Genomic DNA, 25,951 nt, shown 5'->3' on the forward strand with positions numbered 1-25,951 from the left:
ATTTTTCTAGGTATCTTTCAATGTAGTTCCCATAAAAATTAATTTTCCGATATTAAATATGCTATAATTTTATTATTATAGAATATCTAAACTAATAGAGGTGAATAATGGAAAATCGAGCAGTATTTACAGGATATAAACATCCGATCCTACCTAAATTACAGCACTGTATAAAAAAAGCTAAGAAGATATATTTTATAGTTTCATTTATCAGAGACAGCGGTATGAAACTACTGATAAAAACAATCAAGGAAGCTTCATTAGAAGGAAAAGAAATTAAAATAATTACCAGTAATTATATGAATATAACAGAACCCAATGCGTTATACAGGCTCTATGAAGTTTTTGAAAATGATAAAAATATCAAGATCTTTAATAACCCAAAGATCTCCTTCCACCCTAAAACATATATTTTTGAGTATGAAGATGGCGAGGGAGAAGTTTTAGTGGGGTCTTCTAATATCTCATATTCTGCCCTTATGAGTGGAGTAGAATGGAACTATGCCTTTAAGAAAAGTTCCCATGAAAAAGAATATTTTCAATTTTTGGATGAATTTGAAGAATTATATGAGGATAATAGTGTGACTCTTACCATTGAATGGCTGAGAAAATATGAACAGACATACAGGAAAAATAAAGATATAATGGATGATACCCCGCCTAAACTGAATTTAGAACCTATAAAGTTTCAAATACCAGCTCTCTATGAACTCTCAAAAACCAGAGAGGAAGGACATACAAAAGCCATGGTTACCGTTGCCACGGGACTGGGGAAAACTTATTTAGGAGCCTTTGATTCATTGAACTATAAAAAAATATTATTTGTAGCTCATAATATAGAAATTTTAGAACAGGCTAGGACTTCATTTTTAAGTGTGCATAAAGATAAAACTGCTAAATTTTTTACAGGGGATAAAAAATCAACAGAAGGAGATATGATCTTCGCAAGTATTCAGACTCTGGGAAAGAAAAGATATTTAACAGAGGAATATTTTTCTAAAGATCATTTTGATTATATAATTGTAGATGAATTTCATCATGCTGATGCTCCTACATACAGAAGATTGCTAGATTATTTTGAACCTGAATTTTTGCTGGGTCTCACAGCTACGCCGGATCGTGCAGACAATGGAGATATATATGAAATCTGTGATTATAATATCGCCTATGAATGTAATTTTAAAACGGGGATAAATAATGGATGGCTGGTTCCCTTTGAATATTATGGAATCTATGATGATGTTGATTATAGCTCTATCCCTTGGAGAAGCGGTAAGTATGATTTAGAAAATTTGGAAAATAAATTAATCGTTGAAGAGAGAAGTGCCGAAATATTAAAAAAATATAAAACCTACGGAAAGAATAAAACCATTGGATTTTGTGCAAGTATAAAACATGCTAAACATATGGAAGAATATTTTAAAAAAAATAAGATCCAGTGTGCAACGATCTTAGGAGAAACTTCTAAGAGAGAAAGAGATCAAATAATTAAAGAATTTAGAAATGGAGACTTAAAATTAATTTTTGTAGTAGATGTATTCAATGAAGGGGTAGATATTCCAGATATTGAAACGATGATGTTTTTAAGACCTACAACTTCCTATACTATATTTATCCAGCAGTTGGGCCGTGGACTGAGAACTAACGAAGGGAAGGAGAAATTAAGAGTTCTAGATTTTGTGGGGAACTATAAGGGCAGTCATTGGAAACCACTGTTTTTGACAGGGAACTACAACCCTAAAGATCCAAAACAAAAAACAATTTCTGCAATCGACCTTGAACTACCCCAAGGATGTAATGTAAATTTTGATCTGAAAGTGATTGATTATCTGGAAAAAGAGAGAGAGAAGAAAGAACCGCTGAAAGAAAGATTGATCCATGAATTTATGAGGGTAGAAACGGAGTGGAATAAAATACCTTCAATGATGGATATAGAAGCACACGGGAAATATCCTGTGGATATATATATCAAAACTTTTAAATCTTGGCTGAATTTTTTAGTGGAGATAGAGAGAGCCAGTTCAGAAGAATTAAAGATATGGGAAGATAATATTGGAAGAGATTTTTTTATCTTTTTAGAAAAAACTGCCATGACTAAATCTTATAAAATTCCGACACTCCTTAGTTTTGTTGTAGAGGATCAAATAATAGAAGAAGTTTCTTCGAAGACTATCGGGAAGAACTTTTCAGAGTTTTATTCCAGTAAATTGCATGGAAAAGATTTAAATAATAAAAAACATAAAAATTGGACGACTTGGGAAATTAAAGATTTTGAAAGACTAGCAGTTGAAAATCCGATTAAATTTTTATCCAAGAGTAGTGGTCAATTCTTTACTTATGATAGCGATAAAAAAATATTTTATCTCAACAAAAAAGTTTGTGAGGTATTGAATAACAGTCAAAGTATTGTTGAAAAAGTAAAGGATAGATTGGAATATCGAAAAATAAGTTATTTTAAAAGAAAATATGGGGAGGAATAATGTCAGTAGAATTTTACAATGAAAATGCAAAAGGATTTTTTGAAAATACTGTAGATGCAGATATGAGTGAGACCTATGAGGTATTCAACAGCTATCTGAAAAAAGGGGATACAATTTTGGATCTGGGATGCGGGAGCGGAAGAGATTCTTATCACTTCTCCAACTACGGTTACGAAGTTATCTCGGCTGATTATTCAGATGAGATGGTGAAGATGGCAGGAGATTATTTAAATAAAGAAGTTATTAAATTAGATATGCGTAAGATGGATTTCAAGGAAAAATTTGACGGGATCTGGGCTTGCGCTTCCATCCTCCATGTAAAAAAAGCTGAGATAGGAAAAGTTTTAGAAAACTCATACCGTGCTCTAAAAGATGGTGGGATTATGTATATGAGTTTTAAATATGGAGAGGGAGAAACCATCACCTCTGCCAGACATTTTTCCAACTATACAGAAGAGAGCTTCTCGGAACTTTTGGATTCGCTGGATATTTTTAATGTTGAAAGATTTTGGAAAACAGCAGACGTAAGACCGGACAGACAGGATGAGTTTTGGCTCAATGTGGTAGTAAAAAAAAAGTAGCCTAGGCTACTTTTTTTATCTATTAAACATTGGGTTGTTTGCCATATGTCTGTGCATTGGTTTCTTCTTGTGACAACTTAAGCACACAGCTTCTAAATTTGATGCTTTTAAATTAAATTTATTTCCATCGATATGATGAACATGTAAATCTCTTTTATTAGATGTCATATTTATACCACAATCTTCACATATCCAATTTTTACTTTTTCTATAATTACGACTTACTTCATCCCAGTTTTTTGGATATTCATTTAAAGGCTGTGTACTTTGAGTGTGTTCAGGCTCTATTATGATATTAGTATTATATTTTTCTAAAAATTCTCTGACCTTAAAATCTTCTACTATCTTCTCTTTTTGTTGAGGGTTTGTATTCCAACCAGTATAATCGCTATAATTTAATTTTTTTAAACAGTTTTTACAAACGTTTAGATCAGCTTCGACATTTTTTTCTACTATTTTTCCATAGACACTTTTATTTAATAAAAATATACCGTCATCTCTTTGAGAAACAACATATCTACTATATCTACCACTTTCAGTCATTGATTTAAGAGTACTACACCAAGAAATGTGAAATTTAGGTAAACTACTATTTTTAAACCCTCCATTATAGTCTCTTATATAAACTATCATTTTTTGCCCTGGATAATCTTTATGTTCTAACGTTCCATCATCTGCGACTGAGAGTTCCTCTATAGAAATATCCAAACCTTTTGTTTTTATCTCTTCCCATTTCATGGCTTCTAGGATAGCTTTACTACCTTCAAAATTAGGTTTAAAATCTTCTGATATTTCTAATTTTTCTCTAATTTTTTTAAAAGGTAAAAAATCATTAAAATTAATTATTTTCATTTTTTTCTCCGCTTTTTAAAATTTCATTTATTTTACTTTCTGCTGACGTTCTGATTTTAAATTCTACTCTTCTAGACATTTTTTTATCTTCTTGTCCACTGGTTATAATTCTTTTACTAAAAGACAGACCATTTGCCGTTACTTTAGAAATCATAAATTTAGAATATTTTTTCATTTTTTTCAGTGACATTACATATTCAAGAGTTTTTCTTGTTCTTCCTTGGGATAATTCCATATTTCTAAAATAAGATTCTTGTAGACTTATACCTCTTACCCACTCACTTGACGTATGTCCTTCAATCCTAACTTCTTCTATATCATTTTTATATTTTTTTGAACTTAAAATTTTTATATATCGAGGAAAAAAATCTTCTAATATATCTTTAAATTTTATATTCAATTCACTTTTTCCTTGTTTAAAGAAAATATCAGGCTCATTAAACTTAACTGAAAGAGTGTCTTCATCTATATAAGCATCCCATTTTTTTAAATCTTTTGAAAATTCTTTTGTTAAATCATTGTATATTTCTATCTTAGTCTCTCGATATTGTTTTGCAATATCTTCTATTTTATCTTTTTCTTTATTGACTTTAACCATAAAAGAAATTGCTATTAACATAAAAATCATCATAAGGCCGGCCATTAAATCTGATATCGATGGCCAAAAGTCCTCAACATATTCTGTAGCCATTAGTTATCCCACCCTCTTTGCAATTTCTACAACTTTTTGTAATTCTCTTGTTAGTGGTGTATAATCTGTTACAAATTTTTCTGATACAGATGCTAATTGGTTTCCTAATGATTCTAAAGATGTATTTAATGATACTCCTAATTGAGAGTTTAAGTTATTCACACTAGTTTCAAGGTTTTTATTGTTGTTTTCAACCATAACTTGAATATTATCAGATATTTTTTTAGTTATTGTAAATCCTTCATTCTCTAACTTCGTTACGGCTTTTTCCATTACTTCAATTTGCTTTTCAATAGCCTGAAGGTTTAAGTTACTCGTATTTTTTATTCCCTGTGTAATATCATTAATTGCATTCATGATTTGTTTTTGTTGTTCAGTGATATTAGTGGTTGCTACTTTAGTTAATTTTAAAATCTCATTTCTACTTTGATCTAAATTATTTGCATTCTCTAAAATTTGAGCTTCAATTTTATTTGTAGTAGAAGTTATATTGGTTAATAGTTTATCTGTGTTTTCAAATAAATTATTAGATGTTTTACTTACTATTTCTATCATTTTTTCGACTTTATTATCTATAAGTCCAGATAATCCTGTTATTTCATTTGTCGCTTTTTCATGTATCGTAGCGACGGCATTTAATACAGTGTTTGAAGATCTATTAACTTCTTCTATTCCTTTTTTAGTTGTCTCTACAACATGATCAGTTATTCTATTTGTTGCTTGTATGCTATTTTCTCTGATTTTATCATCGGAACTCTTAATATAACCTTCTATATTTTTATATACAACATTTAAATTTTCTTCAATATTATTTAGTGTTATTTGGCTTCCCTCATGATAATTTTTAATGTAATTATCTAGATTAGGTAAGAGAATGTCTGCATGTTCAGAAACTTTATTTAGGGTTTCTATAGAAGAATTTAATTTTTGTTCTTGAGTATCAAAAGTTACTATTTTATCTCCCAATCTATTGGCAACCTCTATTATTGGCTTAGTATTTTCCATTATTTCACTAACAAGATTTCTTGCTTGAGACATACCTTCGTATAACTCAATTTGAGTTGAATTAGTTTGTTCGATAGTTTCTTTATAATGAACTTGCCATTCTAATAATTTTTCAACTGCTATATTTAATTGTTTAAAATTTTCACCAAATTGTTCCTTTAATTGAGTGTTAAGATCTTTAATTGATTTTTCGATTGCATCTATAAATGCTTTCATATTATTTTCTGCCATATCTTTAGCAAAGCTTCTAAATTCAGTGATTAATTCTTCATTTCCTTTTTCAATTTCTTTACTAATTGCATTGTTACTTTCAACTAAATTTCCTAATTGTGTTACCATTTTATCTAATCCACTATTTAAAAGAGTCTGTGCTTCTCTTTGTGAATCTACGAGGTCAGTACGCATTAATTTCATTTGAGTAGTCATAGAGGTTTCGCTATCACCAACTAGTGCCTTGACCATTCTGTCCATGGATTCTTGATTTTTCATTTGGGTAATTTCTTGTCCTTTGTTCATCTCTTTAATATTATTAACTAATTCTTCATTACTTTGTATTACAGAGCTTTTAATAATATTCATCAATTCTGCGATTCTTTCTAAAGAGACATCCTCTTCTTTGTTCTCATTTTTACTAAGTTGATTAATCTTATGAGCTTTCCATCCTTTTAAAATATTTGAGAATGTTAAACCAAGTAACGATGTAAAAAATGCTGTTCTCATTCCATTTATTAGATTTGGAACACTGGCTTCCAATTCGTTGGAGTCGAACTTCATTAACCCAATAAATATTCCAAAAAATGTTCCTATGATTCCTAGTGCTGCTATGATTCCAGGTGATACTGATGATTTTTTAGGGTATTTATTTATTCTCCAAGCAGATCGAATAGATAAACCAACCATTAGTAGTGTAAAAAGTGTGTTTGATGGTGTTAATAATTCTTTTAAAATTTTGCTCTCCTCCTTGTTTATATTTTATTTTTATTATAAATCACCTCTATTTTTGAAAAAATTCAAAAAGGTATTATAAAAATAAAATTATTCGATCTAAAGTATATAATATTTTTGGGCTCTCCGATACCCTCTAAAGCTATAAAATAATTAAACAAATATTAAATTAAATAAAAAAAATGACGCAAAACTTAAAAAAAATAGAGAGAAGAAGATCAATTTTAGTTCTGTTTTAAAGATTAGTGATTCCAAAAGGGAATAAAAATACTTTTTTAGACTATCCTAATCTAAGGTTTTATAGTATAAATTCATATTTAGGTTTTAGAAAAAATATTTTAAAAAAATAAATTTTTTTTAATTTGAATGACTAGATTATATATCATGGTCTATGCCCATGTGCAAATTTATTTTACTTTTATATCAGATAGACCATATTTTGATTCTTATATTTTTTTATTCCATTTCTTTTTACGAATAATTAATTTAAAATTTATCAAAATTTAAGCAAAGAAAAGCAGGAAGCAATCCCCCTCCTGCCTGCAAACAGACACATCTATGCGAACGCCTCCATCTTATGGTTTCTCGATTGATGAGTACGAAATTTTCTTCTAGTTATAAGAAAATTATGGTGTCAAAAAGAAACCGAAGCAATAACCATTTTGTCTTCGTGAGCTTCGTGTATGGTTTTAGTTTTAAAAATAAATCAAATTCTATTCTATGTATAAGGAATGAAGGATATTGTCAAATAAAAAAATAGGTAGGTTGTTTAAACAACCTACCGTAAATTATTCATAATTTATTATCTGTTACAATAAAAAGATTATACAAAATTAAGCTTTAGTGATATTTATAGCAGTAACTTTTAATTCAGGTATGCTGCATACAGGGTCTAAGGCTTGACCATTTGTTAATACATTTGCTCCATTTCCAAAGTGGAATGGCATAAATACTGTTTTTCCAGAAACATCATTAGAGATATTAGCTACAGTAAATATTTGTCCCCTAGGTGAGTTAACAATAATATTGTCTTCATGTTCTATCTCTAGTTCATCGGCTAGCTCACGAGAAAGACTTAACCAGCTGGATTTAAATTCACTATCTATTTCATCAGTTTTCATAGTCATAGTCCTGGTATGATAATGCTCTAATATCCTCCCTGTTGTCATTATAATAGGATATTCTTCAGTTGCTTTTTCTATGGGGTCTATATATTTTACAGGCATAAATTCTACTTTTTCACCTTTCATAAACTTATCCTTATGTAAAAATTGAGTCCCAGGATGGTCTTTTGTAGGACAAGGCCATTGTAATCCTAGAGAATCAATTCTATCGTATGAAATTCCATTGTATTGAGGAGTTAAAGATGACAATTCTTCAAATACATCTTTAGAAGTTTTGTATCTATCTTTAGGATCTATTCCAAATTTTTCTAAAAGTTCACTGAAGATAACCCAATCCGGTTTAGAATTCCCAATGGAATTAATAGCTCTTCTTACCCTTTGAACCCTTCTTTCTGTATTTGTGAATGTCCCGTCTTTTTCAGCGAATGTAGCTGCAGGTAATACAACATCTGCCAGTTCAGCTGTTTCTGTTAAGAAAATATCTTGGACAACTAAGAAATCTACTGTTTTTAATGCCTTAGTTACATGATGTGTATCGGGATCAGAGATCATAGGATTTTCTCCTACAATATACATAAATCCTAACTCTCCATTGGCAGCTTTATCCATCATTTCTGGTAATCTCATTCCGTTAGTTGTGCTGAGTTTTGCATCCCATGCAGTTTGAAATTTATTTATAGCCTCTGAATCAATAACATTTTGATAACCGGGAAATTTATTTGGAAGAGCTCCCATATCACAAGCTCCCTGAACATTATTTTGTCCTCTCAGAGGATTAACCCCTGCGTTGGCTTTTCCTATATTTCCACAAGTCAGAGCTAAGTTTACACAAGATTTTACATTATTAACACCTGTTGAATGTTGTGTAATTCCCATTGCATAGTATAGACCTGCAGCAGGACTATCAGCATATATTCTGGCAGCTTTTGCAATAAGTTCCTCTTCTACGCCGCATATTTTTGATGTTTTTTCCAATGTATATTCCTTGACAGTTTCTTTTAAAAGTTCAAAATTATTAACTTTTTTATCTATATACTCCTGATCCTGGAGGTTGTTTTCTATAATATAATTCATCATTCCATTTAAAAGGGCAGTGTTTGAACCAGGTTGAATTTGAAGATAGCAGTCTGCAATTTCAGCTAATTTAATTCTAACAGGATCAGCAACTATTAATTTTGCTCCCTTTCTTACGGCTTGTTTTATAGAGGCTCCAATAACAGGGTGAGCTTCTGTTGTATTACTTCCGATTACAAATATAGTATCGTTATCTACTACTTCTTCTATGGAATTTGTCATGGCTCCACTACCAAGCATAGCTGCAAGACCTGCAACTGTAGAAGAATGTCAGAGACGGGCACAATGATCTATAGAATTTGTCTGGAATCCGGCTCTAACCATTTTTTGGAAAAGGTAGTTATCTTCATTTGTTGTTCTGGCACTGGCCAGCCCGGCAAATCCGGCTCCGCCTTTTTCAGCTAATGTTTTCTTTCTATTAAAATCAATGGCTTCATAGGCTTCTTCCCAAGAACATTCAGTTAATTTCCCGTCTTTTCTTATTAAAGGAGTTTTAAGTCTATCTCTATGATTGATAAAGTTGTATGCAAAAACGCCCTTAACACAGTAAAGACCATTGTTGACCTTATCCATAACAGGATCAACTCTAACAACTTTATTATCTTTTGTAACTAAATTTAACTGGCAGCCTACACCACAATATGAGCATGTTGTCTGGGTTTTTTGAACCTGCCAATTTCTAAATTTTTCTTTAGATTTAGGCATAAGAGATCCCACAGGACATGCATGAACACAGGCTCCACACTCTGTACAATTGGTATTTCCATCAAAACTCGCTCTATCAACAACAGTATGGGGACCTCTATTATTTAGTCCCAATGCATCATTACATTGCAGCTGACTGCAAATTCTTACACATTTATTACAAGAGATGCATTTATTGCTGTCAATTGAATAAAATTTAGCATCTTTATTTTTAGGAATACCTCTATGTTCCTGAATATCAGCAATGGCATCGATATCAACACCATATTCGTAGGAGTAATCCTGTAACTTACATTCTCCTGATTTTTCGCAAGTGGGACATTCATTGGGATGACTGGCCCAAAGAAGTTTTAATATAGTTTTTCTGGCATTTGCCACTTTTTCTGTTTCTGTTTTGATAATCATTCCCTCTTTAACTTCTGTTGAACATGAAGTTTGAAGTTTTGACCTTCTTCCAGTACCTATCTCTACAACACACATCCTGCAAGCTCCTGTTGGAACAAGTCTTTTATCATCACAAAAAGTGGGAATTTTGATACCTATATCTTCACAGGCTCTTAAAACTTTTGTATGTTTAGGGAAGCTGTATTCTTTATCATTTATAGTAATTTTAACCGAGTTTTCCACATTTTCCTCCTAGGGCATAAAATTTTTTAGTTAATCAATTGTTGCTGTATATAGTTCATCTTTGAAGTATTTAATAGCTTTTAAAACAGGAGTAGCCGCTGTCTGGCCAAGACCACAGAAAGAAGTTTCCTTCATGAGAGCTCCAACCTCTAAAAGATAATCTATATCACTTTTTTTTGCAGTTCTATTTATAAGTTTATCTATTATTTTTTTATATGCATGAACTCCTTCTCTGCAGGGAATACATTTTCCGCAAGATTCATGATGGAAAAAATCATTGGCTAGTTTAATATATTCTATAACTGACATATCTTCGTCGGCCACTAAGATAGCACCTGATCCTATTCCAAGATCCAGATCCCAAAGATCTTCATATGTATATCTAGTATCTAATAGACTGGCAGGTACAAGGGGACCGGAAACTCCTCCAAGCTGCAGAAACTTAACTTTTTTATTGTCTTCAACGCCCCCGGCTACATCTTCAATAATTTGTCTGAGAGTAATACCAAATGGGATCTCATATACAGCAGGTTTGTTGACGTTACCACAGATGCTGATTAATTTAGTCCCGATACTATCTCCATATCCGTGTTTGGCATATTCAGAAGCTCCTATTTTAAGAATAGTAGCAGCTACTGCTAAACTTTCAACGTTATTAGATTGTGTAGGCATTTGAAGGTATCCTTTAGATCCGATTCTAGGTGGTTTAAGTCTGGGTTTCCCTGCTTTACCTTCCATAGATTCAATAAGAGCAGATCCTTCACCGCAAACATAAGCTCCAGCTCCTGAAAATACTCTGATATCAAAATCAAACCCTGTTCCTAATATATTTTTTCCTAAATATCCTTTTTTTCTGGATAGTTCAATGGCAGTTTCCAGCTGATGTTTCATATATGTATATTCTTCCCTTAAATAAATAGCTCCTGTTTTTGCACTTCGCATATACCCGGAAATAGTTAGACCTTCAATAACTTTATAAGGATCCTGTAACAATAGTTCCCTGTCCTTAAATGTGGCAGGTTCTCCCTCATCGGCATTACAAATAACAAAAGTTTCTTCATCTAACTCACGAGTTCCCCCTTCCCATTTTTGCCAAGTAGGAAAAGCAGCTCCCCCTCTTCCACGAAGTCCGGAAATTTTTAATTCCTCTATAACATGTTGTTTTCCTTTTTCAAAGGCTACTTTAAGGCCGGTAAATCCACCGAGCTCTATATATTTATCGATCTCATTATATTTATATTGACCAAAATTTTCACTGATCATCTTAATATTAAATTTATTATTTATTGTTCTCACCGTCCCCAGAAAGTTGATCTATTAGGTCTATTATCTTCTCAACTGTGAGATTTCCATGAACTATACCATTAACTCTCATAGCAGGTGCAATATCGCAAGCTCCAAAACATGGAGTATGTTCGAAAGTAAATAAATTATCAGAGGTAGTTTCTCCTAATTTAATATTTAATTTTTTTTCAATAGCTTCTCCCATGAGATGCTTTTTCTTGACACCGCAGACAGTACTCTCACATAGTTGTAAAACGAACTTTCCTTTTTTGCAGGTGTTTATAGCTGAGAAAAATGTGATCACCTCATCTACCCTAGCTTTTGGCATCTTTAATTTTGTAGCCACATAATCAGATATATCATCTGAAATATAATTGTCTTTATTTTGTCTTTGAATCTCAGTAAGAATTGGAAGTAGCTCTATCTTACTAAAATTAAAATCAGATAATATGTTATCAATGTATCCATTATCCACCTTAAATATCCCCCCTTAAAAATCTATAAAAATTTATTTTATTTTACTTAAATTCGTTTTCAATCGATACTAATTGTATTAATTATATACTAAATGTTTAGAAAAAAATATTTTTTTTATTGGTAGTGAAAAAAAAAACATGTTTTTTGCACAGAACGCCTTAAAAATATAAAGTTGGAATTTTATATTTTTTTACAAAAATATTTCTTTCACAAAAAAATAACACAGTAGTACTAAAAAAATTGACTTAGAAAAATAAAAATAGTAATATACCCCTTGTAGGGTTGATTTAGTTAGGATCTTAATTTAATAATTTTTTATTGAATCCTAAAATACCAGCAGGGGGGAATTAACCTATCATAAAAATTAAATAAAACGGAGGAAATTATGTCAAAAACTTTTTTAAACACAGCGGAGGTAGCCGAAGCAGTTGTACAAATGGCTATCAAAAAAACAAAAACAAAATCATCAAAAATATTCGTACTGGGGATTATGGCGGGTATTTTTATCGGATTAGCTTTCATCGCGTATATTACAGTTACCCAGTCTCTTGGAGCCAATGTGGATCCTGGACTTTCTAAACTTCTTGGAGCTGCTGTATTCCCGGTTGGAATCATGCTAGTTTTATTTGCGGGGGGATCACTATTTACAGGTAATAACTTAGCTTTTATTGCTTATATTACCGGCGATTCATCTCTCAAGGATGTTTTGAGAAACTGGGCTATGGTTTGGTTAGGTAACTTTGTAGGAAGTGTCTTTATTGCATGGGTTGCTATTGTTGGTGGAGTATTCAAGAGTGCTCCTATGGCTGCCAAAGTTGTGGCTATTGCAGAAGGTAAGGTTCATTTAGGCTTTGCTCAAGCTGTTGCCAGTGGTTTTTTATGTAATATTGTTGTAGCTTTAGCTGTTTGGATGACCTTTGCTGCTACTGATGCCACTGGAAAACTATGGCTTTGCTGGTTCCCTATAATGATGTTTGCTCTTTCTGGATATCAGCATGTGGTTGCTAATATGTTTGTTATTACTGCTGGATGGATGGTTTCACCTGAAACTGTTGGTATTTCAAATATGTTTATGAATAACTATATTCCTGTAACTATTGGAAATATACTCTCTGGTGGAATATTTGTACCTATTGCTTACTATTGGTTATACTTAAAGAAAGAACCTTCAACTGTAGCTGCACCTGTTAACTAAATCTTTTAGGATTTTTCTTATTTCTAATATTTATTATCTGGGGGGAGAGGGAAGTAAGAATAAAAACAATGGACAGGGAGATACACAGAGGTAAATCTTTTGGTTCGATTTTAATAAAAAAGTTAAGAGAAAGATAATCTGAATATCTGTAAAAATCCATAAAAGAAGGGAAGAAATTTCTAAAGAGTTCCTCTTTAATACGAGTTTATTTCAGATATGCGAATATTTTACTTAGGAACAATTTTCAAAGTTTGGCATTTTTTGGATACTTTTTCTTGCTATCCACATTTAAAATTTAGTTTTAATTAAACTTAACTTTAATAATCGTGGCATCGGTAGCTCATATTAAAAGCGAAAACTTTAGAATCTATCTGTTTTTTCTTTATGAGTTTAGTGTAAAAATTTCAGTTTATCACTGGAGCTATAAATCAAAAAAATAAAAAACTCCTATCTATAATAGTCGTACAGTTAGGAGTTTTTTATTTTTTATTTAGGAAAGAAAGAAACGAAAAAAATATTATTTTCATTTACTTATACTAATTAGTCGTAAAAGGTGGTTAAAAAGTTTAAATTTTTTTTAAATTTGAAAAAATAAATATTTAATCGTTATCTAGAAAATCACTCGTTATCTTTAAGTAGGGCTGAACCTCTTCACTGTTAAAAATTTGTTTGGGTTCTACAGCATTTAAAATAGCTTTTTTTAAACCAACACAAGAATAACTAGCTCCTGCTATACTATCTATTGCGATACTTTGTTTTTTTATAACGTCGTTTATAGTGCCGCGAAATGCTTTTTCTTTTATCCCTTCTGTTTCATTTTCTTTTAATATTTTTATACCTACTATTTTTTCTCCCCTCAAAGTAACTTCTACTTCTATGGGACCTTTATAACCTTTACCGGTTCCGATTAAATTTTCTTTAGAGGTACTATCCCAGATACTGAGAGATATTCCTATTAAAAAAAATAATCCGAGACATATTTCAAACATCTTATCTTTTAACTTATAATTTTTCATCTTTACTCCTTTTTTTTATAGTATATCAAATTTAATTTGATTAAGTCTACAAAAAGTTTGAAAAACAAATTAAATTATGGTATTATTATTTTGGTTACATAACAACAAACAATATTAGGAGGAAAGAGATGAAAAAAATTATTATTTTAATCACACTTATCGCCGTATCAGCAGTTACTTTTGGGTCTACTTATTCAGATGGAACCTATAGAGGAAATTTTATCGATCGGGACAGCAATTATAATGGAGAAGTTCAAGTGAATGTCCAGTTTGATCTTGAAAATGATATTGTAAAGAAAGCATCTATGAGGATGTTGAATTTTAAAGGTCAAAATTATATGAAAGATCCTAAGTTAAAAAAGGAGAAAGAAAAATATGTTTCTGCTTTAAATCATTTAGTAGGGAAAAATTTAGAGGAGACAATGCCTGATCTATATACACCGGAAAACATTCCCATGGCAGGAGCAACTGTTCGTGGAGGGAAAATAAGATCTGCTGTACAAGATGGATTAAATAGAGGAGTATACAGACTTCCTAAGAATTAGAAAATATTTAAGAACCTAACCTAGTAACGGTTAGGTTCTTTTTTGGTTAGGTTGGTAAAAATTAAATTCTTTTTCTAAATGTTATCTAGCTACACAGTAAATACTCTACTGAGTCGTCTTACAAATTAAGTTTTCCAAAGTTTCCGCCTTTGATACGGGTCTCTTTTCTTATCCATTATCCTCTTCGCCTTCTTCTTTTGGTTTTTCTTTTATGGTAACAATTTCATCTGAATTTGTCCCGTCTAAAAGGATATCCTTAGATATTACTTCTGTTGTCCCATCGGGATTTTGAATCGTTAAATTAACCTGATCCTGGGCACTTCTTATTAAATTTACATTTTGTACTACATAGGTACCGTTGCTTCCTTTTGTTCCCAGCTCAAAATAAGAAACGGGCTGTGTTATTTCAAAAGAATATTGATCTGAATATGATCCTGACTCCCTATAACTGCTCTGTGTTTCTATCAAGTTTCCACCTTCATCAAAGGCAGAAATTTCTACCTGAGTAGCATGGGAACTACTGGCATCAAAATACCCTCCCAATCCGTCTAAAGTGAAGATAACCTTATTTATATTTTCACCGTCTATATCTATTCTTAGATTATCACCTGAACTTAGTCCTGATGCACCATTAGAAGTTCCTATTCCAGCTCCAAGATGACTATTTGGTCCGTTAAATGCTTCTAAAATTCCAGATGAAACTGTAGTTGTAATAGTTGTCCCATCAGATTCCAAAACTGCTGTGTTTCCGTTAACTGTTCCCCAATCACTTAAGCTAACTGTTTCTCCAGGGGTTGTACCGATATTTACCTGGTTTGTATCGTCTGAAATACTACTTGAATCTGGAAAATATGCGATTTCTACATCTGCCGGGTAGGTCTCCCCGTCGACCATATCTTCCCATTCTCCGTCTTCATTTAAAAATTTTAATTTTCCGTAGGATAGAGTATCGGTATAATTTATTTTAGGAATTGGAACTGTTTCTCCTCCCCAAATTTCATTGTCGACATCTGATGTATATGCTCCATTGGGAAGGTTGGCATAGACCTCTCCATTTTCCCTATTATATATCCAGCCCCCTTTATTGTCCCTGAATATCACGATATTATCTGTTTCTTCGTAGCCTTCCTCATTAAATGAAAAGGGTTCAGTAGATTTCACATCAAATGTATTTTTCAGGTCGGTATCGTTGTTTGCCAGATCCGGAAATTCTTCCGCTAAACTTTCTTCAAATGACAATTTTAATCTGATTAACCCTAGTTTTTGAGATACCTTTGCCACCTTTGCTTTGTTTAAATTATTTAGAATTTTAGGTACCACTGTTGTTGCTAATATTCCTATTATTGCTACTATTATCAATAATTCCAGTGCTGAAAAACCTTTTTTTAGATTCTTCTTCATAAGAACCTCCTCATTTTTCAAATTTAAAAAATTTTCTATATTTTAAATTTGCCTGTTTTTATTTTCTTCCTTTAGTTTTTATCTGATTTGTTAGTCCGATAAAAAAATAGCCTACGTCATATAATATTGTCACCACAACAACTCCACAGGGAGATATAACACATGCTATACAAATATATTAACATATAATTATTAACAAGTATATAAATTCATTTTTGGATTAGAGTAAAGTATATGTCTGACGGGCATGATGGGCACGACGAAACTAGTGAGAAATATTCTAGGAAGTAGAGTAATATCTAGAAAAAAAATTAGGTTCAAAAGACAAGTTAGAATATTAAAGTCAGACCTTAGTTTGTGTCCAAAAAATATTTTAAAGCTAAAAAACTTTCCTTTGTGATCTTAGTTTGAGGGTTTTTGTTGCGTTTAAAATGGTTTCAATCTAGAAAAAACTTGTATCTTAAACATTAAAATTAAATAATGATAAAAAAACTTGGATATATCTTAAAAATATACTAAACTCGAATTGACAAATCTTACTAGGGAGGTAAAAAATGAAAAAAATATTATTACTAAGTACCATGATTTTAGCTTTGCTTGCATGCGGACAGGACAATCAAGAAACCAAAGAAAATAGTAATGCAAGTGCCAACACAGTAGTAGAAAAAAAAGTTGAAAATCCGGCTAAAAAAAGGGAGGGAACTATTAATTTAGCTATAACAGCTAAATTTGAGGGGAAGTTCAATCCATCTCTATCATCTACATCTTATGATACTATGGTAAACAGCTATATTTTTGAAACAATGTTAAGTTATGGGAATGATTTTAAATTTAAACCTGGAAGTCTAGTAGAGAGCTATGAATATAAACCTGAGACGATGCAGTTTATCTTCCATCTAAAAAAAGGGACCAAGTTCCAAGATGGGGTAGAGCTCACATCTGAAGATGTAAAGTTTACCTACAGTCTGTATGCAAGACCTGAGTATGATGGAAGATCATCCTTTGCCTCAGCTTCTATAAAGGGGTTCCAAGAGGTAGCAGATGGGAAAGTGAGATATATAAGCGGGATTGAAACTCCAGATAAATATACAGTTATCTTTAATATGACAGAGGCCAATGCCAGATCCCTCAATAACTTTGTCTCTAGGATAATGCCTAAACACTACTATGAATATGCAAAAGCGGAAGACTATAAAACTGAGTTTTTAACTAAAAATGAGACTCCATTGGGATCGGGACCATATAAATTAACCGAATATAAACCGGGGGAATATGTTATCTTAGACAGGTTTGCAGATTTCCACCAGGGACCTTCAGAGGTTCAAAAAATAGTAATCAGATATATTCCTAGTGACTCTGTATCTCCAGCTTTAGGAACTGGAGACTTAGATATAGCGGGTCTTCCTGGCAGAAAGAGTAAGGAGAAGGAACTGGCTTCCTCAAATAACCTTGTTAACTTCCAAAACACTCCTGCAGGTGGATATGGATATATTGGGTTTAACCTGAGAAAGGATAAGTTTAAGGATAAGTCGGTAAGGCAGGCATTGGCTTATGGGTTAAACAGGGAACTTTACGCAGATAAAGTTTTGGAAGGCTATGCAAAAGTAGTAAATCAGCCTTTAGTTCCCCAGCATTGGGCCAGCTCTAAAAACGTAAATGATTATGCTTACAACCCTGAAAAGGCTAAGAAGATGTTAGAAGACGATGGTTGGAAGGTAGGCAGTGATGGATTCAGATATAAGGATGGCAAAAAATTAGCTTTCTCCCTTAAAACGTCAGCTACCAGTGGCCAGAGTTCCGAAGGTAAAACGTGGATAGCCCTAATAAAACAAAATTGGAAAGATATTGGTGTAGACGTAGATATCCAGTTGGTAGATTTTAATGCAATGATTAAAGACCTTTTCAGTGAAAAACCTACATTTGATACTGTGATGTTAGGATGGTCTACAATTGCAGATCCAGATCAATCCAATACCTTTAAAACAGGTGGATCTAATAACTTTGTGGGGTATTCCAATAGTATTGTAGACAAATTGTGTCTAGAGGGGTTAGCTAAAAATACCAGTGAGGAGAGAGTTCAAGTTTATGATAAGATGATGCAGCAAATAAATGAGGATCTGCCGTATATCTTTACAACTAGTTCAACAGGAGTACAGGGAATCAATAAAAGGATAGGCGGACTGGATTATATGAACGACATGGCTATTGGAGATGCAGTTATGGATAATACAGTTAAACTCGAAAGATAAAACTTTATACTACTTAAAAATAATATTGATAGGGGGGAAAATTTTTCTATCCCCTCTATCAGAGAATAAATTTAAAGATTGGGGGAGAAGATGTTAAAGTACATAATTAGAAGAGTCATAGTATCAATATTTGTATTGTTTGTAATGTCGGTTATGATATATACCATATTTGCATTTGCACCTGGAGATCCTGTGGGAAGTCAGATGGATCCAAATATGACCGACGCAATGATGGCAAAATTGCGGGCACAATATGGATTGGACCAGCCAGTATATAAGAGGTATTTTTATTGGCTATGGGCAGCACTCCATGGAGATATGGGGTATTCAATCCAGTTCAGTAAACCAACTGTAGAAGTTATAAAGACCTATATGTGGAATAGTTTCACCCTGGCAGTCCCGGCAATTATAATATCAAACTTAATTTCTATACCACTGGGGGTTATCTCAGCTGTAAAACATAATACATATATCGATAAAGCCATTGGGTTAATAACTCTGGCAGGGATATCATGTCCATCATTTTTTATAGCTCTTTTGGTTATAAAAAAATTAGCTATGGATTTTGGGTTATTTCCATTTTCTGGGATGGTAACACCAGGAGGAGGATATGCAGGGGTAGATTATTTCTTTGATGTTTTACGCCATGCATCTTTACCATTGATCGTTATGGTAACTACTGGAATAGCAGGGATGGTTCTGTTTGTTAGATCATTTATGTTAAATGTACTCAGTCAAGATTATGTAAGAACAGCTAGAGCAAAGGGACTTCCTCAGAGGACCGTTATCTATAAACATGCCTTTAGAAATACATTGATCCCTATAGTAACTATGTTTTCAGGGATATTAGGAGGTTTATTTGGAGGAAGTATCATTATAGAGAGTATGTTTGCCTGGCCTGGTATGGGAACCATAGCTTTAGGAGCGGTAACCTTTAGAGATTATCCCCTTATCATGGCAACAAATATGTTTTTTGCAACGTTGATGTTATTGGGGTACTTAATCTCAGATATTGTCTATGGTATTGTAGACCCTAGAGTTAAGTTAGATTAAATAATAAGGGAGAGGGATGATGAATAATAAATCAAAATCTCCTTTAGCAATTATGCTGAAGAGATTTAAAAGAGATAAAATAGCACTAACAGCACTAACTTTATTAGGATGTATTGCAGTACTTGCATTATTTACACCTTTAATATCAAAGGCTCTTGGGATAGGTCCCGATGATATAGATATGGATGTACTAATGAATGGTTCTCCGTTTTCACCAGGGGGAAACCACATCTTAGGAACCGATGAATCTGGAAGGGATGTATTTATCAGACTTCTATATGGAAGTAGGATCTCATTGACAATAGGTCTGGTAGCAGTAAGTATCTCTACTACATTGGGAGTAATAATGGGTGGAATAGCAGGTTACTATGGAGGAGCAATAGATAATATTATTATGAGGATTATCGAGGTAATAAATGTACTACCGGTAATGGTACTACTTATCACATTGATAGCTATTACAGGACCCAATATTTATATGATTATGATAGTCTTAGGAGTTGTAGGGTGGACAGGAATCGCAAGACAGATAAGAGGTCAGCTTCTAACCCTCCGGGAACAGGAATTTATGTTGGCTACAAAGGCATTGGGACTTAGCGATGCCAGGAAAATATTTGTACATTTGGTACCGAATACAATATCATATCTAATTATTTCAATCACGTTGGGAATGGCAGGGGCAATATTAAGTGAATCAACACTATCCTTCTTAGGATTGGTTTCTCCTACAGCTGCTACATGGGGAAATATGATAAATGGAGCCAGATCGATCTACACAATCCAGAATTATTGGTGGATATGGGTAACTCCAGGAGTAGCTATATTTATTACGGTAATGTGCTTTAACTTAGTAGGATCAGGGCTTAGATATGCACTGGATCCAAAATCAAAATAATGAGGTTGATTCATGAAAAAAATATTAGAAATAGATGATTTAAAGTTTTATTTTAGATTAGAAGAGGATAAATCTATAGTAAAAGCCGTAGATGGTGTTAGTTTTGATATGTATGAAGGGGAGACTCTGGGAATAGTAGGAGAATCCGGAAGTGGAAAGAGTGTTACTACCATGGCAATAATGGGGATTGTTCCTATGCCGCCAGGGTTTATAGAGGGAGGAGAGATAAGGTTTCAAGGTGATAACCTATTCTCCATGGATCCTGATAAACTTAGAAATATGAGGGGAAGTGATATGTCGGTTATCTTTCAAGAGCCCATGACATCTCTGAACCCAGTATTAACTATTGGTGATCAGCTTACAGAGGTACTCTTTTTTCACCAGAAATTATCCAAAAAAGATGCCAAGGCAAAAGCTATCGGAATGTTAGAAAAAGTAGGGATAGCAGGACCAGAAAGAGTTTATAATGGATATCCACACAACTTAAGTGGTGGACAAAGGCAGAGGGTAGTAATAGCAATGGCACTTTTATGTGAACCAAAGCTACTTATTGCAGATGAACCTACCACAGCTCTGGATGTTACAATTCAGGCAGAGATCCTAAAACTATTAAAGGATATAAAGGAGGAATTCAAAACTTCTACTATATTTATAACACACGATCTAGGAGTAATTGCAGAGGTAGCTGATAGAGTAGTAGTTATGTACAGGGGAAAGGTTATGGAGGTAGCTACAATCGATGATCTATTTGACAACCCTATCCATCCATATACGGTGGGACTGATGAATTCTATGCCAAGTATAGATACTGATAGTGAGGAATTATATTCAATGCCGGAAAAAATCGGACACCCTATAGTAATAGATCGAGATGGGAACTATGAAATTACAGATGAAATTTATTATGAGGATGAGACCCAGATGATAACATTAGAAAATAGAGAGCTGAGAGTTCATCTAAAAAAAGAGGTTGATTAATGAATGAGAATTTAGGATTAAACTTAATAGAAGTACAGGATTTAAAAAAATACTATCCAATAAAAAAAGGTGTATTGAGAAGAACAGTAGATCATGTAAAAGCTGTGGATGGAGTAACTTTTGATATAAAAAAAGGGGAAACCTTAGGACTTGTAGGAGAATCTGGGTGTGGAAAATCTACCCTTGGAAGAACCTTGATGAACTTATATGAAAAAAGTGGCGGGGAAGTTTTTTATGGAGGCACTAATATCCATGACGCAGATAAGAAAAAGATGAATGAACTGAGAAAGGAGATGCAGATAATATTTCAGGATCCTTATTCCTCGTTAAATCCAAGACTCACTGTAGAGCAAACCATTGGAGAAGCAGTCAGGTTTCATAAGATGAAGAAAAAAGATGAATTATATGACCATGTCAGGGAAACAGCCAGCAGATGCGGTGTAGATCCCGATCATTTGACCAGGTATCCCCATGAATTTAGTGGTGGGCAGCGGCAAAGGATAGGAATAGCCAGAGCATTAGCTCTAAATCCTAAATTTATTGTCTGTGATGAGTCTGTATCAGCTCTGGATGTTTCGGTACAGGCAAAGGTAATAAATTTGTTGAAGGATCTGCAAAAAGAGGAGGAACTTACATATCTTTTTATAACCCACGATCTGTCAGTTGTAAAACATATATCTGACAGGATAGCGGTAATGTATTTTGGAAGGATAGTAGAGTTGGCAGAAACAAATAAATTATTTGAATCACCTGTTCACTTTTATACTAAAAAACTATTATCTGCAATACCGAAGTCCCACCCGAGAAAGAATACAAAGAACTATGTAAGTGAAAAAACACCGGAATGGGTAAAGATACCAGCTGGTTATAAAATTGATGATAGGGATCCAAAGAAGAGAGACACAGAATCTGTTATGATTGAAGTTAGAGATGGACATTTTATAGCCTGTTATAAGGTAGATTGATTTTTAAAATAAGGGAATGATATGAAGAAATTAAAAAAATATAGTGAATTCACCGATAAAGAAAAGAAAAATATAGATTTTAACAGGGAAACTATTACAAATAAAGAGATATTTTTTTTAGTAATGAACCTTTATAAAAAAACAGTTCCCCTATTGTGCCTGCTTATAGCAGGAATTGTGGGTATGGCTGCATTATTTTATTTTTTTTACTAAAATACTAAGTAAAAACGCCTGTTAAAAAACTAAATAGTCTTTTTAACAGGCATTTTTTATAGTTTCTTTAAATTTGAAAGAAATCTATAATTTAACTGATAATAGATACCAATTTTTAATTGCAGAAAATATTAGGTTTAAATTAATTAAATTAGAGATAGCGCTTATATAGCTCTATTTCATTATACAAAGGAGGAAAATGAAGAAAATATTATTATTAACTATTATGGGATTAACCTTGCTTGCTTGTGGACAAGACAAGGAAAAAACAAAGGGAGAGGCAGCTGCTAGTACAGCTGTAGAAAAAAAAGTTGAAAATCCTGCTAAGGAAAGGGAAGGGACAGTTAGTATAGCGGTAAGTGGCAAATTTGATGGTAAGTTCAATCCAGGATTATCATCTACAACTTACGATAATACAGTAAATAGTTACATATTTGAAACATTACTGACTTATAATAATAGTTTTAAATTTAAACCTGGAGATCTAGTTGAAAGTTATGAATTTAAACCTGAAAAAAAACAATATATATTTCATCTGAAAAAAGGTATTAAATTTCAAGATGGTGTAGAGCTTACATCTGAAGATGTTAAATTTACCTATAGTTTATTTGCCAGACCTGAAGATATCGGAAGATCTTCATTTGTATCAGCTTCAATAAAAGGTTTTCAAGAAGTGGCAGATGGAAAAGCGAGATATATAAGTGGTATTGAGACACCGGATAAATATACAGTTATCTTTAATATGAAAAATTTAAATGCTAGATCACTAAATAATTTTGTAGCTGCAATTATGCCTAAACATTATTATGAATATAGTTCTCCAGAAGAATATAAAACTCAATATTTAACTAAGAATGAAAAACCAATAGGCTCTGGAGCTTATAAATTATCAGAGTATAAACCGGGGGAATACGTTATCTTAGAAAGATTTGGAGAATATCACAGTGGAACTTCAGATGTAAAGAAAATAATATTAAGATATACACCAATAGATTCTACATCCCCAGCTTTAGGAACAGGAAGCTTGGATATTGCTACTCTGCCAGGTAGAAAGAGCAGAGAAAAAGAATTAGCTTCTGTTAATGGTTTGGTTAATTTTCAAAATACACCTCCTGGCTCATATTCATATATTGGATTTAATTTGAAAAAAGATATTTTCAAAGATAAAGCCCTTAGAAAAGCCCTTGCATATGGTTTAAATAGAAAGCTTTATGCTGATAAGATATTAGAGGGATATGCTAAAGTTGTGAACCAACCACTAGTACCTCAGCATTGGGCTTATTCAAAGAATGTGAACCCTTATAATTATGATCCAGAAAAGGCTAAAAAAATATTGGAAGATGATGGATGGAAATTAGGTGAAGATGGATTTAGATATAAAAATGGTAAAAAATTAGCATTTTCATATAAATCAACAACTGGTTATGGTCAGAGTTCGGTAGGTAAAACGTGGCTTGCACTTATCAAGCAAAATTGGAATGAAATAGGTGTAGATGTAGATATGCAATTGATAGATTTTAATGCATTAATTAAAGATATTGACAGTGATAATCCTACATATGATACTATGTCATTATCTTGGACTACAATTGCAGATCCTGATCCAACTAATATGTTTACAACTGAAGGTTCTAATAACTTTATGGGATACTCCAATAAAAATGTAGATAGATTATCTAAATTAGGATTAACTAAATATACAATTGAAGAAAGAGCTCCAATCTACGATAAATTAATGCAGGAAATAAATGAAGATCTCCCGTATATATTCTTAGTTAGTGGGACTGGTGTCGTTGGAATTAATAAAAGGATAAGTGGATTAGATTATATGAATGATATGGGATTTGGAGATGCTGTTAAGAATAACAAAGTAAAAATTGAGAAGTAAAAACTTGAGATTATCTTAAAAATAATATTAGATAGAGGGGAGGAGTTTACAAGTCTTTCTTTCTATTTATATTTAGTTTTAGAACTCCTCTTTTTTCCTAAATATATACTTTCCTATCTTTATTATTTCTAGTATCAAAATATAATCTTTTTCACTACGAACTTCTCATATAAATAAAATTGTTTCAGCTGGTTTCTACCTAATCTATTTTTTAATTTTTTTCGTAAAAACAAAATTAAAAATAATCTTTAAGGTTGTATTTTTTTAGGTAATAGGATATCATTTCATGTAGCAGATATATGGTATATCTATATTATCTTTATATTACTGTATAAAAGCAAAGAAAAAAGGAGGAACAAATTTTATGTTAACAAATCCAGTTTTATTATCAGTTATTCTGATGAGTGTTTTATGCCTTTTGAACCTGAATGTCATACTATCTCTGATTATAGCTGCATTATGTGGAGGGCTTCTATCAGGTATCCCTTTAAATGAAGTTATGAATATCTTAGTAGGAGGGATGGGAGGAAATGCTGAAACGGCACTTAGTTATATATTACTTGGAGCTCTGGCTACAGCGATTCATGAAACCGGCCTGGCTACATTATTATCTAAAAAAATTGCCAAGACAATAAAGGGGAAAAGGGCTGTGCTTTTAATTATTATTGCATCTATCAGTTGCTTATCTCAGAACCTTATACCGGTTCATATTGCTTTTATCCCAATTCTTATACCTTCATTATTAAAAATTATGAATATATTGAAAATTGACAGAAGGGGAGCAGCTTGTGCCCTTACCTTTGGTCTGAAAACTCCTTATATTGCACTGCCGGTGGGATTTGGACTGATCTTTCACGGGATTATAGCTGATCAGATGACGGCAAATGGAATGGAAATTTCTAAATCAATAATCTGGAAGGGGATGGCTTTTCCGGCTATAGGAATGATAGTCGGTGTTTTGGTAGCAATATTTATTAGTTATCGAAAACCTCGTGAATACGAAATGGTCGAATTTACTGAACCTAATCTTAGTGAAGATGAAGATATTAAATTTACAAGATCACACTTTGCTGCCTTACTGGGAGCAGGGACAGCTTTGGTTATACAGTTAACTATAGGTTCTCTGCCTCTAGGTGCAATTGTAGGTCTGGGAATAATGGTAACCTTCGGGGCAATAAAGTGGAAGAGTCTCAATGATATAACCAACAATGGGATACATATGATGGGATTCATTGCATTTGTAATGCTGGTTGCCTCAGGTTATGGAGCGGTAATCAGAGAAACTGGAGGAGTTCAGGCCTTAGTTGATGTAACAGCAGGAATAGTCGGTGAAAGTAAATTTTTTGCTTCCCTTATAATGATTATCCTGGGATTGATCATAACTATGGGGATAGGAACTTCCTTTGGTACGATTCCTATTATTGCAGTTATCTATGTACCTCTTTGTTTAAAATTAGGGTTTAGTCCCCTTGCAACTGCAATACTTATAGGTACAGCAGCAGCGCTTGGTGATGCGGGATCCCCTGCTTCCGACAGTACATTGGGTCCTACGGCAGGATTAAATGCAGATAATCAGCACGATCATATCTGGGATACATGTGTCCCGACCTTCCTACATTTTAATATACCCCTTGTAATATTTGGTGTAATTGGAGCAATGATCTTTTAGTCTATAATTTTTCAATGAAAAATTAAATAAAAACTTTAT

The 25,951-nt window shown here is 32.7% G+C and carries 20 protein-coding genes; 12 read left to right on the forward strand and 8 right to left on the reverse strand.

What is annotated here, in order from left to right; translation table 11 throughout:
- Positions 1-107: 107 nt before the first annotated feature.
- A complete protein-coding gene (locus NRK67_02015) occupies positions 108-2,480 on the forward strand; it encodes a DEAD/DEAH box helicase family protein (protein UUV17633.1) in 2,373 nt (790 codons plus the stop codon).
- Positions 2,480-3,061 (forward strand): class I SAM-dependent methyltransferase, encoded by a 582-nt coding sequence (locus NRK67_02020; GenBank protein UUV17634.1) that lies wholly within the window; start codon positions 2,480-2,482, stop codon positions 3,059-3,061. The genes NRK67_02015 and NRK67_02020 overlap by 1 nt, the downstream gene beginning before the upstream one ends.
- A 15-nt stretch (positions 3,062-3,076) precedes the next feature.
- Here the strand turns inward: NRK67_02020 and NRK67_02025 are convergent, their stop codons facing one another.
- The 6 genes from NRK67_02025 to NRK67_02050 form a co-directional block, all read right to left on the reverse strand.
- Entirely contained in the window at positions 3,077-3,913 is an 837-nt protein-coding gene (locus tag NRK67_02025) for an HNH endonuclease (protein ID UUV17635.1), read from the reverse strand.
- A complete protein-coding gene (locus NRK67_02030; GenBank protein ID UUV17636.1) occupies positions 3,900-4,604 on the reverse strand; it encodes an OmpA family protein in 705 nt (234 codons plus the stop codon). The genes NRK67_02025 and NRK67_02030 overlap by 14 nt, the downstream gene beginning before the upstream one ends.
- A gap of 3 nt (positions 4,605-4,607) precedes the next feature.
- Complete coding sequence (locus NRK67_02035; GenBank protein ID UUV17637.1) at positions 4,608-6,509, reverse strand: hypothetical protein; 1,902 nt, start codon at positions 6,507-6,509, stop codon at positions 4,608-4,610.
- An 878-nt stretch (positions 6,510-7,387) separates the two neighbouring features.
- Positions 7,388-10,066, reverse strand: coding sequence for a formate dehydrogenase subunit alpha (gene fdhF / locus NRK67_02040; GenBank protein ID UUV17754.1), 2,679 nt, complete (start codon positions 10,064-10,066; stop codon positions 7,388-7,390).
- A gap of 48 nt (positions 10,067-10,114) precedes the next feature.
- On the reverse strand, positions 10,115-11,380 hold the full coding sequence (locus NRK67_02045; protein UUV17638.1) for an SLBB domain-containing protein: 1,266 nt from the start codon (positions 11,378-11,380) through the stop codon (positions 10,115-10,117).
- Positions 11,364-11,843 carry an NAD(P)H-dependent oxidoreductase subunit E gene (locus tag NRK67_02050; GenBank protein ID UUV17639.1) on the reverse strand — a complete coding sequence of 160 codons (480 nt, stop codon included), beginning with the start codon at positions 11,841-11,843 and terminating at the stop codon, positions 11,364-11,366. Before NRK67_02050 ends, NRK67_02045 begins: the two co-directional genes overlap by 17 nt.
- 387 nt (positions 11,844-12,230) lie before the next feature.
- On the opposite strand from NRK67_02050, the gene NRK67_02055 reads away from it, so the two are divergent.
- Positions 12,231-13,040, forward strand: coding sequence for a formate/nitrite transporter family protein (locus tag NRK67_02055; GenBank protein UUV17640.1), 810 nt, complete (start codon positions 12,231-12,233; stop codon positions 13,038-13,040).
- A gap of 599 nt (positions 13,041-13,639) precedes the next feature.
- On the opposite strand, the gene NRK67_02060 is transcribed toward NRK67_02055, so the two are convergent.
- Positions 13,640-14,056: an FMN-binding protein gene (locus NRK67_02060; GenBank protein UUV17641.1), complete on the reverse strand. Its 417-nt coding sequence runs from the start codon at positions 14,054-14,056 to the stop codon at positions 13,640-13,642.
- A gap of 128 nt (positions 14,057-14,184) precedes the next feature.
- On the opposite strand from NRK67_02060, the gene NRK67_02065 reads away from it, so the two are divergent.
- The gene (locus tag NRK67_02065; GenBank protein ID UUV17642.1) at positions 14,185-14,601 is read left to right on the forward strand and encodes a hypothetical protein; all 417 of its coding nucleotides are present in this window, start codon (positions 14,185-14,187) and stop codon (positions 14,599-14,601) included.
- A gap of 168 nt (positions 14,602-14,769) precedes the next feature.
- Here NRK67_02065 and NRK67_02070 read toward each other — a convergent pair whose 3' ends face one another.
- Positions 14,770-16,002, reverse strand: coding sequence for a hypothetical protein (locus tag NRK67_02070; GenBank protein UUV17643.1), 1,233 nt, complete (start codon positions 16,000-16,002; stop codon positions 14,770-14,772).
- A gap of 554 nt (positions 16,003-16,556) precedes the next feature.
- Between NRK67_02070 and NRK67_02075 the strand changes: the two genes are divergently transcribed.
- From NRK67_02075 to NRK67_02110, 8 genes are all read left to right on the forward strand, one after another.
- The gene (locus NRK67_02075) at positions 16,557-18,251 is read left to right on the forward strand and encodes an ABC transporter substrate-binding protein (protein ID UUV17644.1); all 1,695 of its coding nucleotides are present in this window, start codon (positions 16,557-16,559) and stop codon (positions 18,249-18,251) included.
- A 90-nt stretch (positions 18,252-18,341) separates the two neighbouring features.
- The gene (locus NRK67_02080; GenBank protein ID UUV17645.1) at positions 18,342-19,304 is read left to right on the forward strand and encodes an ABC transporter permease; all 963 of its coding nucleotides are present in this window, start codon (positions 18,342-18,344) and stop codon (positions 19,302-19,304) included.
- A gap of 19 nt (positions 19,305-19,323) precedes the next feature.
- A complete protein-coding gene (locus NRK67_02085; GenBank protein UUV17646.1) occupies positions 19,324-20,199 on the forward strand; it encodes an ABC transporter permease in 876 nt (291 codons plus the stop codon).
- A 12-nt stretch (positions 20,200-20,211) separates the two neighbouring features.
- Positions 20,212-21,177, forward strand: a complete 966-nt coding sequence (locus tag NRK67_02090; GenBank protein ID UUV17647.1) for an ABC transporter ATP-binding protein — start codon at positions 20,212-20,214, stop codon at positions 21,175-21,177.
- A complete protein-coding gene (locus tag NRK67_02095; GenBank protein ID UUV17648.1) occupies positions 21,177-22,142 on the forward strand; it encodes an ATP-binding cassette domain-containing protein in 966 nt (321 codons plus the stop codon). The genes NRK67_02090 and NRK67_02095 overlap by 1 nt, the downstream gene beginning before the upstream one ends.
- A 21-nt stretch (positions 22,143-22,163) precedes the next feature.
- A complete protein-coding gene (locus NRK67_02100) occupies positions 22,164-22,355 on the forward strand; it encodes a hypothetical protein (protein UUV17649.1) in 192 nt (63 codons plus the stop codon).
- 199 nt (positions 22,356-22,554) lie between these two features.
- Entirely contained in the window at positions 22,555-24,243 is a 1,689-nt protein-coding gene (locus NRK67_02105; GenBank protein ID UUV17650.1) for an ABC transporter substrate-binding protein, read from the forward strand.
- A gap of 364 nt (positions 24,244-24,607) precedes the next feature.
- Positions 24,608-25,912: a Na+/H+ antiporter family protein gene (locus tag NRK67_02110; GenBank protein ID UUV17651.1), complete on the forward strand. Its 1,305-nt coding sequence runs from the start codon at positions 24,608-24,610 to the stop codon at positions 25,910-25,912.
- Positions 25,913-25,951 lie beyond the last annotated feature (39 nt).

It is taken from the genome of Fusobacteria bacterium ZRK30, assembly GCA_024628785.1.
Classification (GTDB): Bacteria; Fusobacteriota; Fusobacteriia; order Fusobacteriales; family Fusobacteriaceae; genus Psychrilyobacter.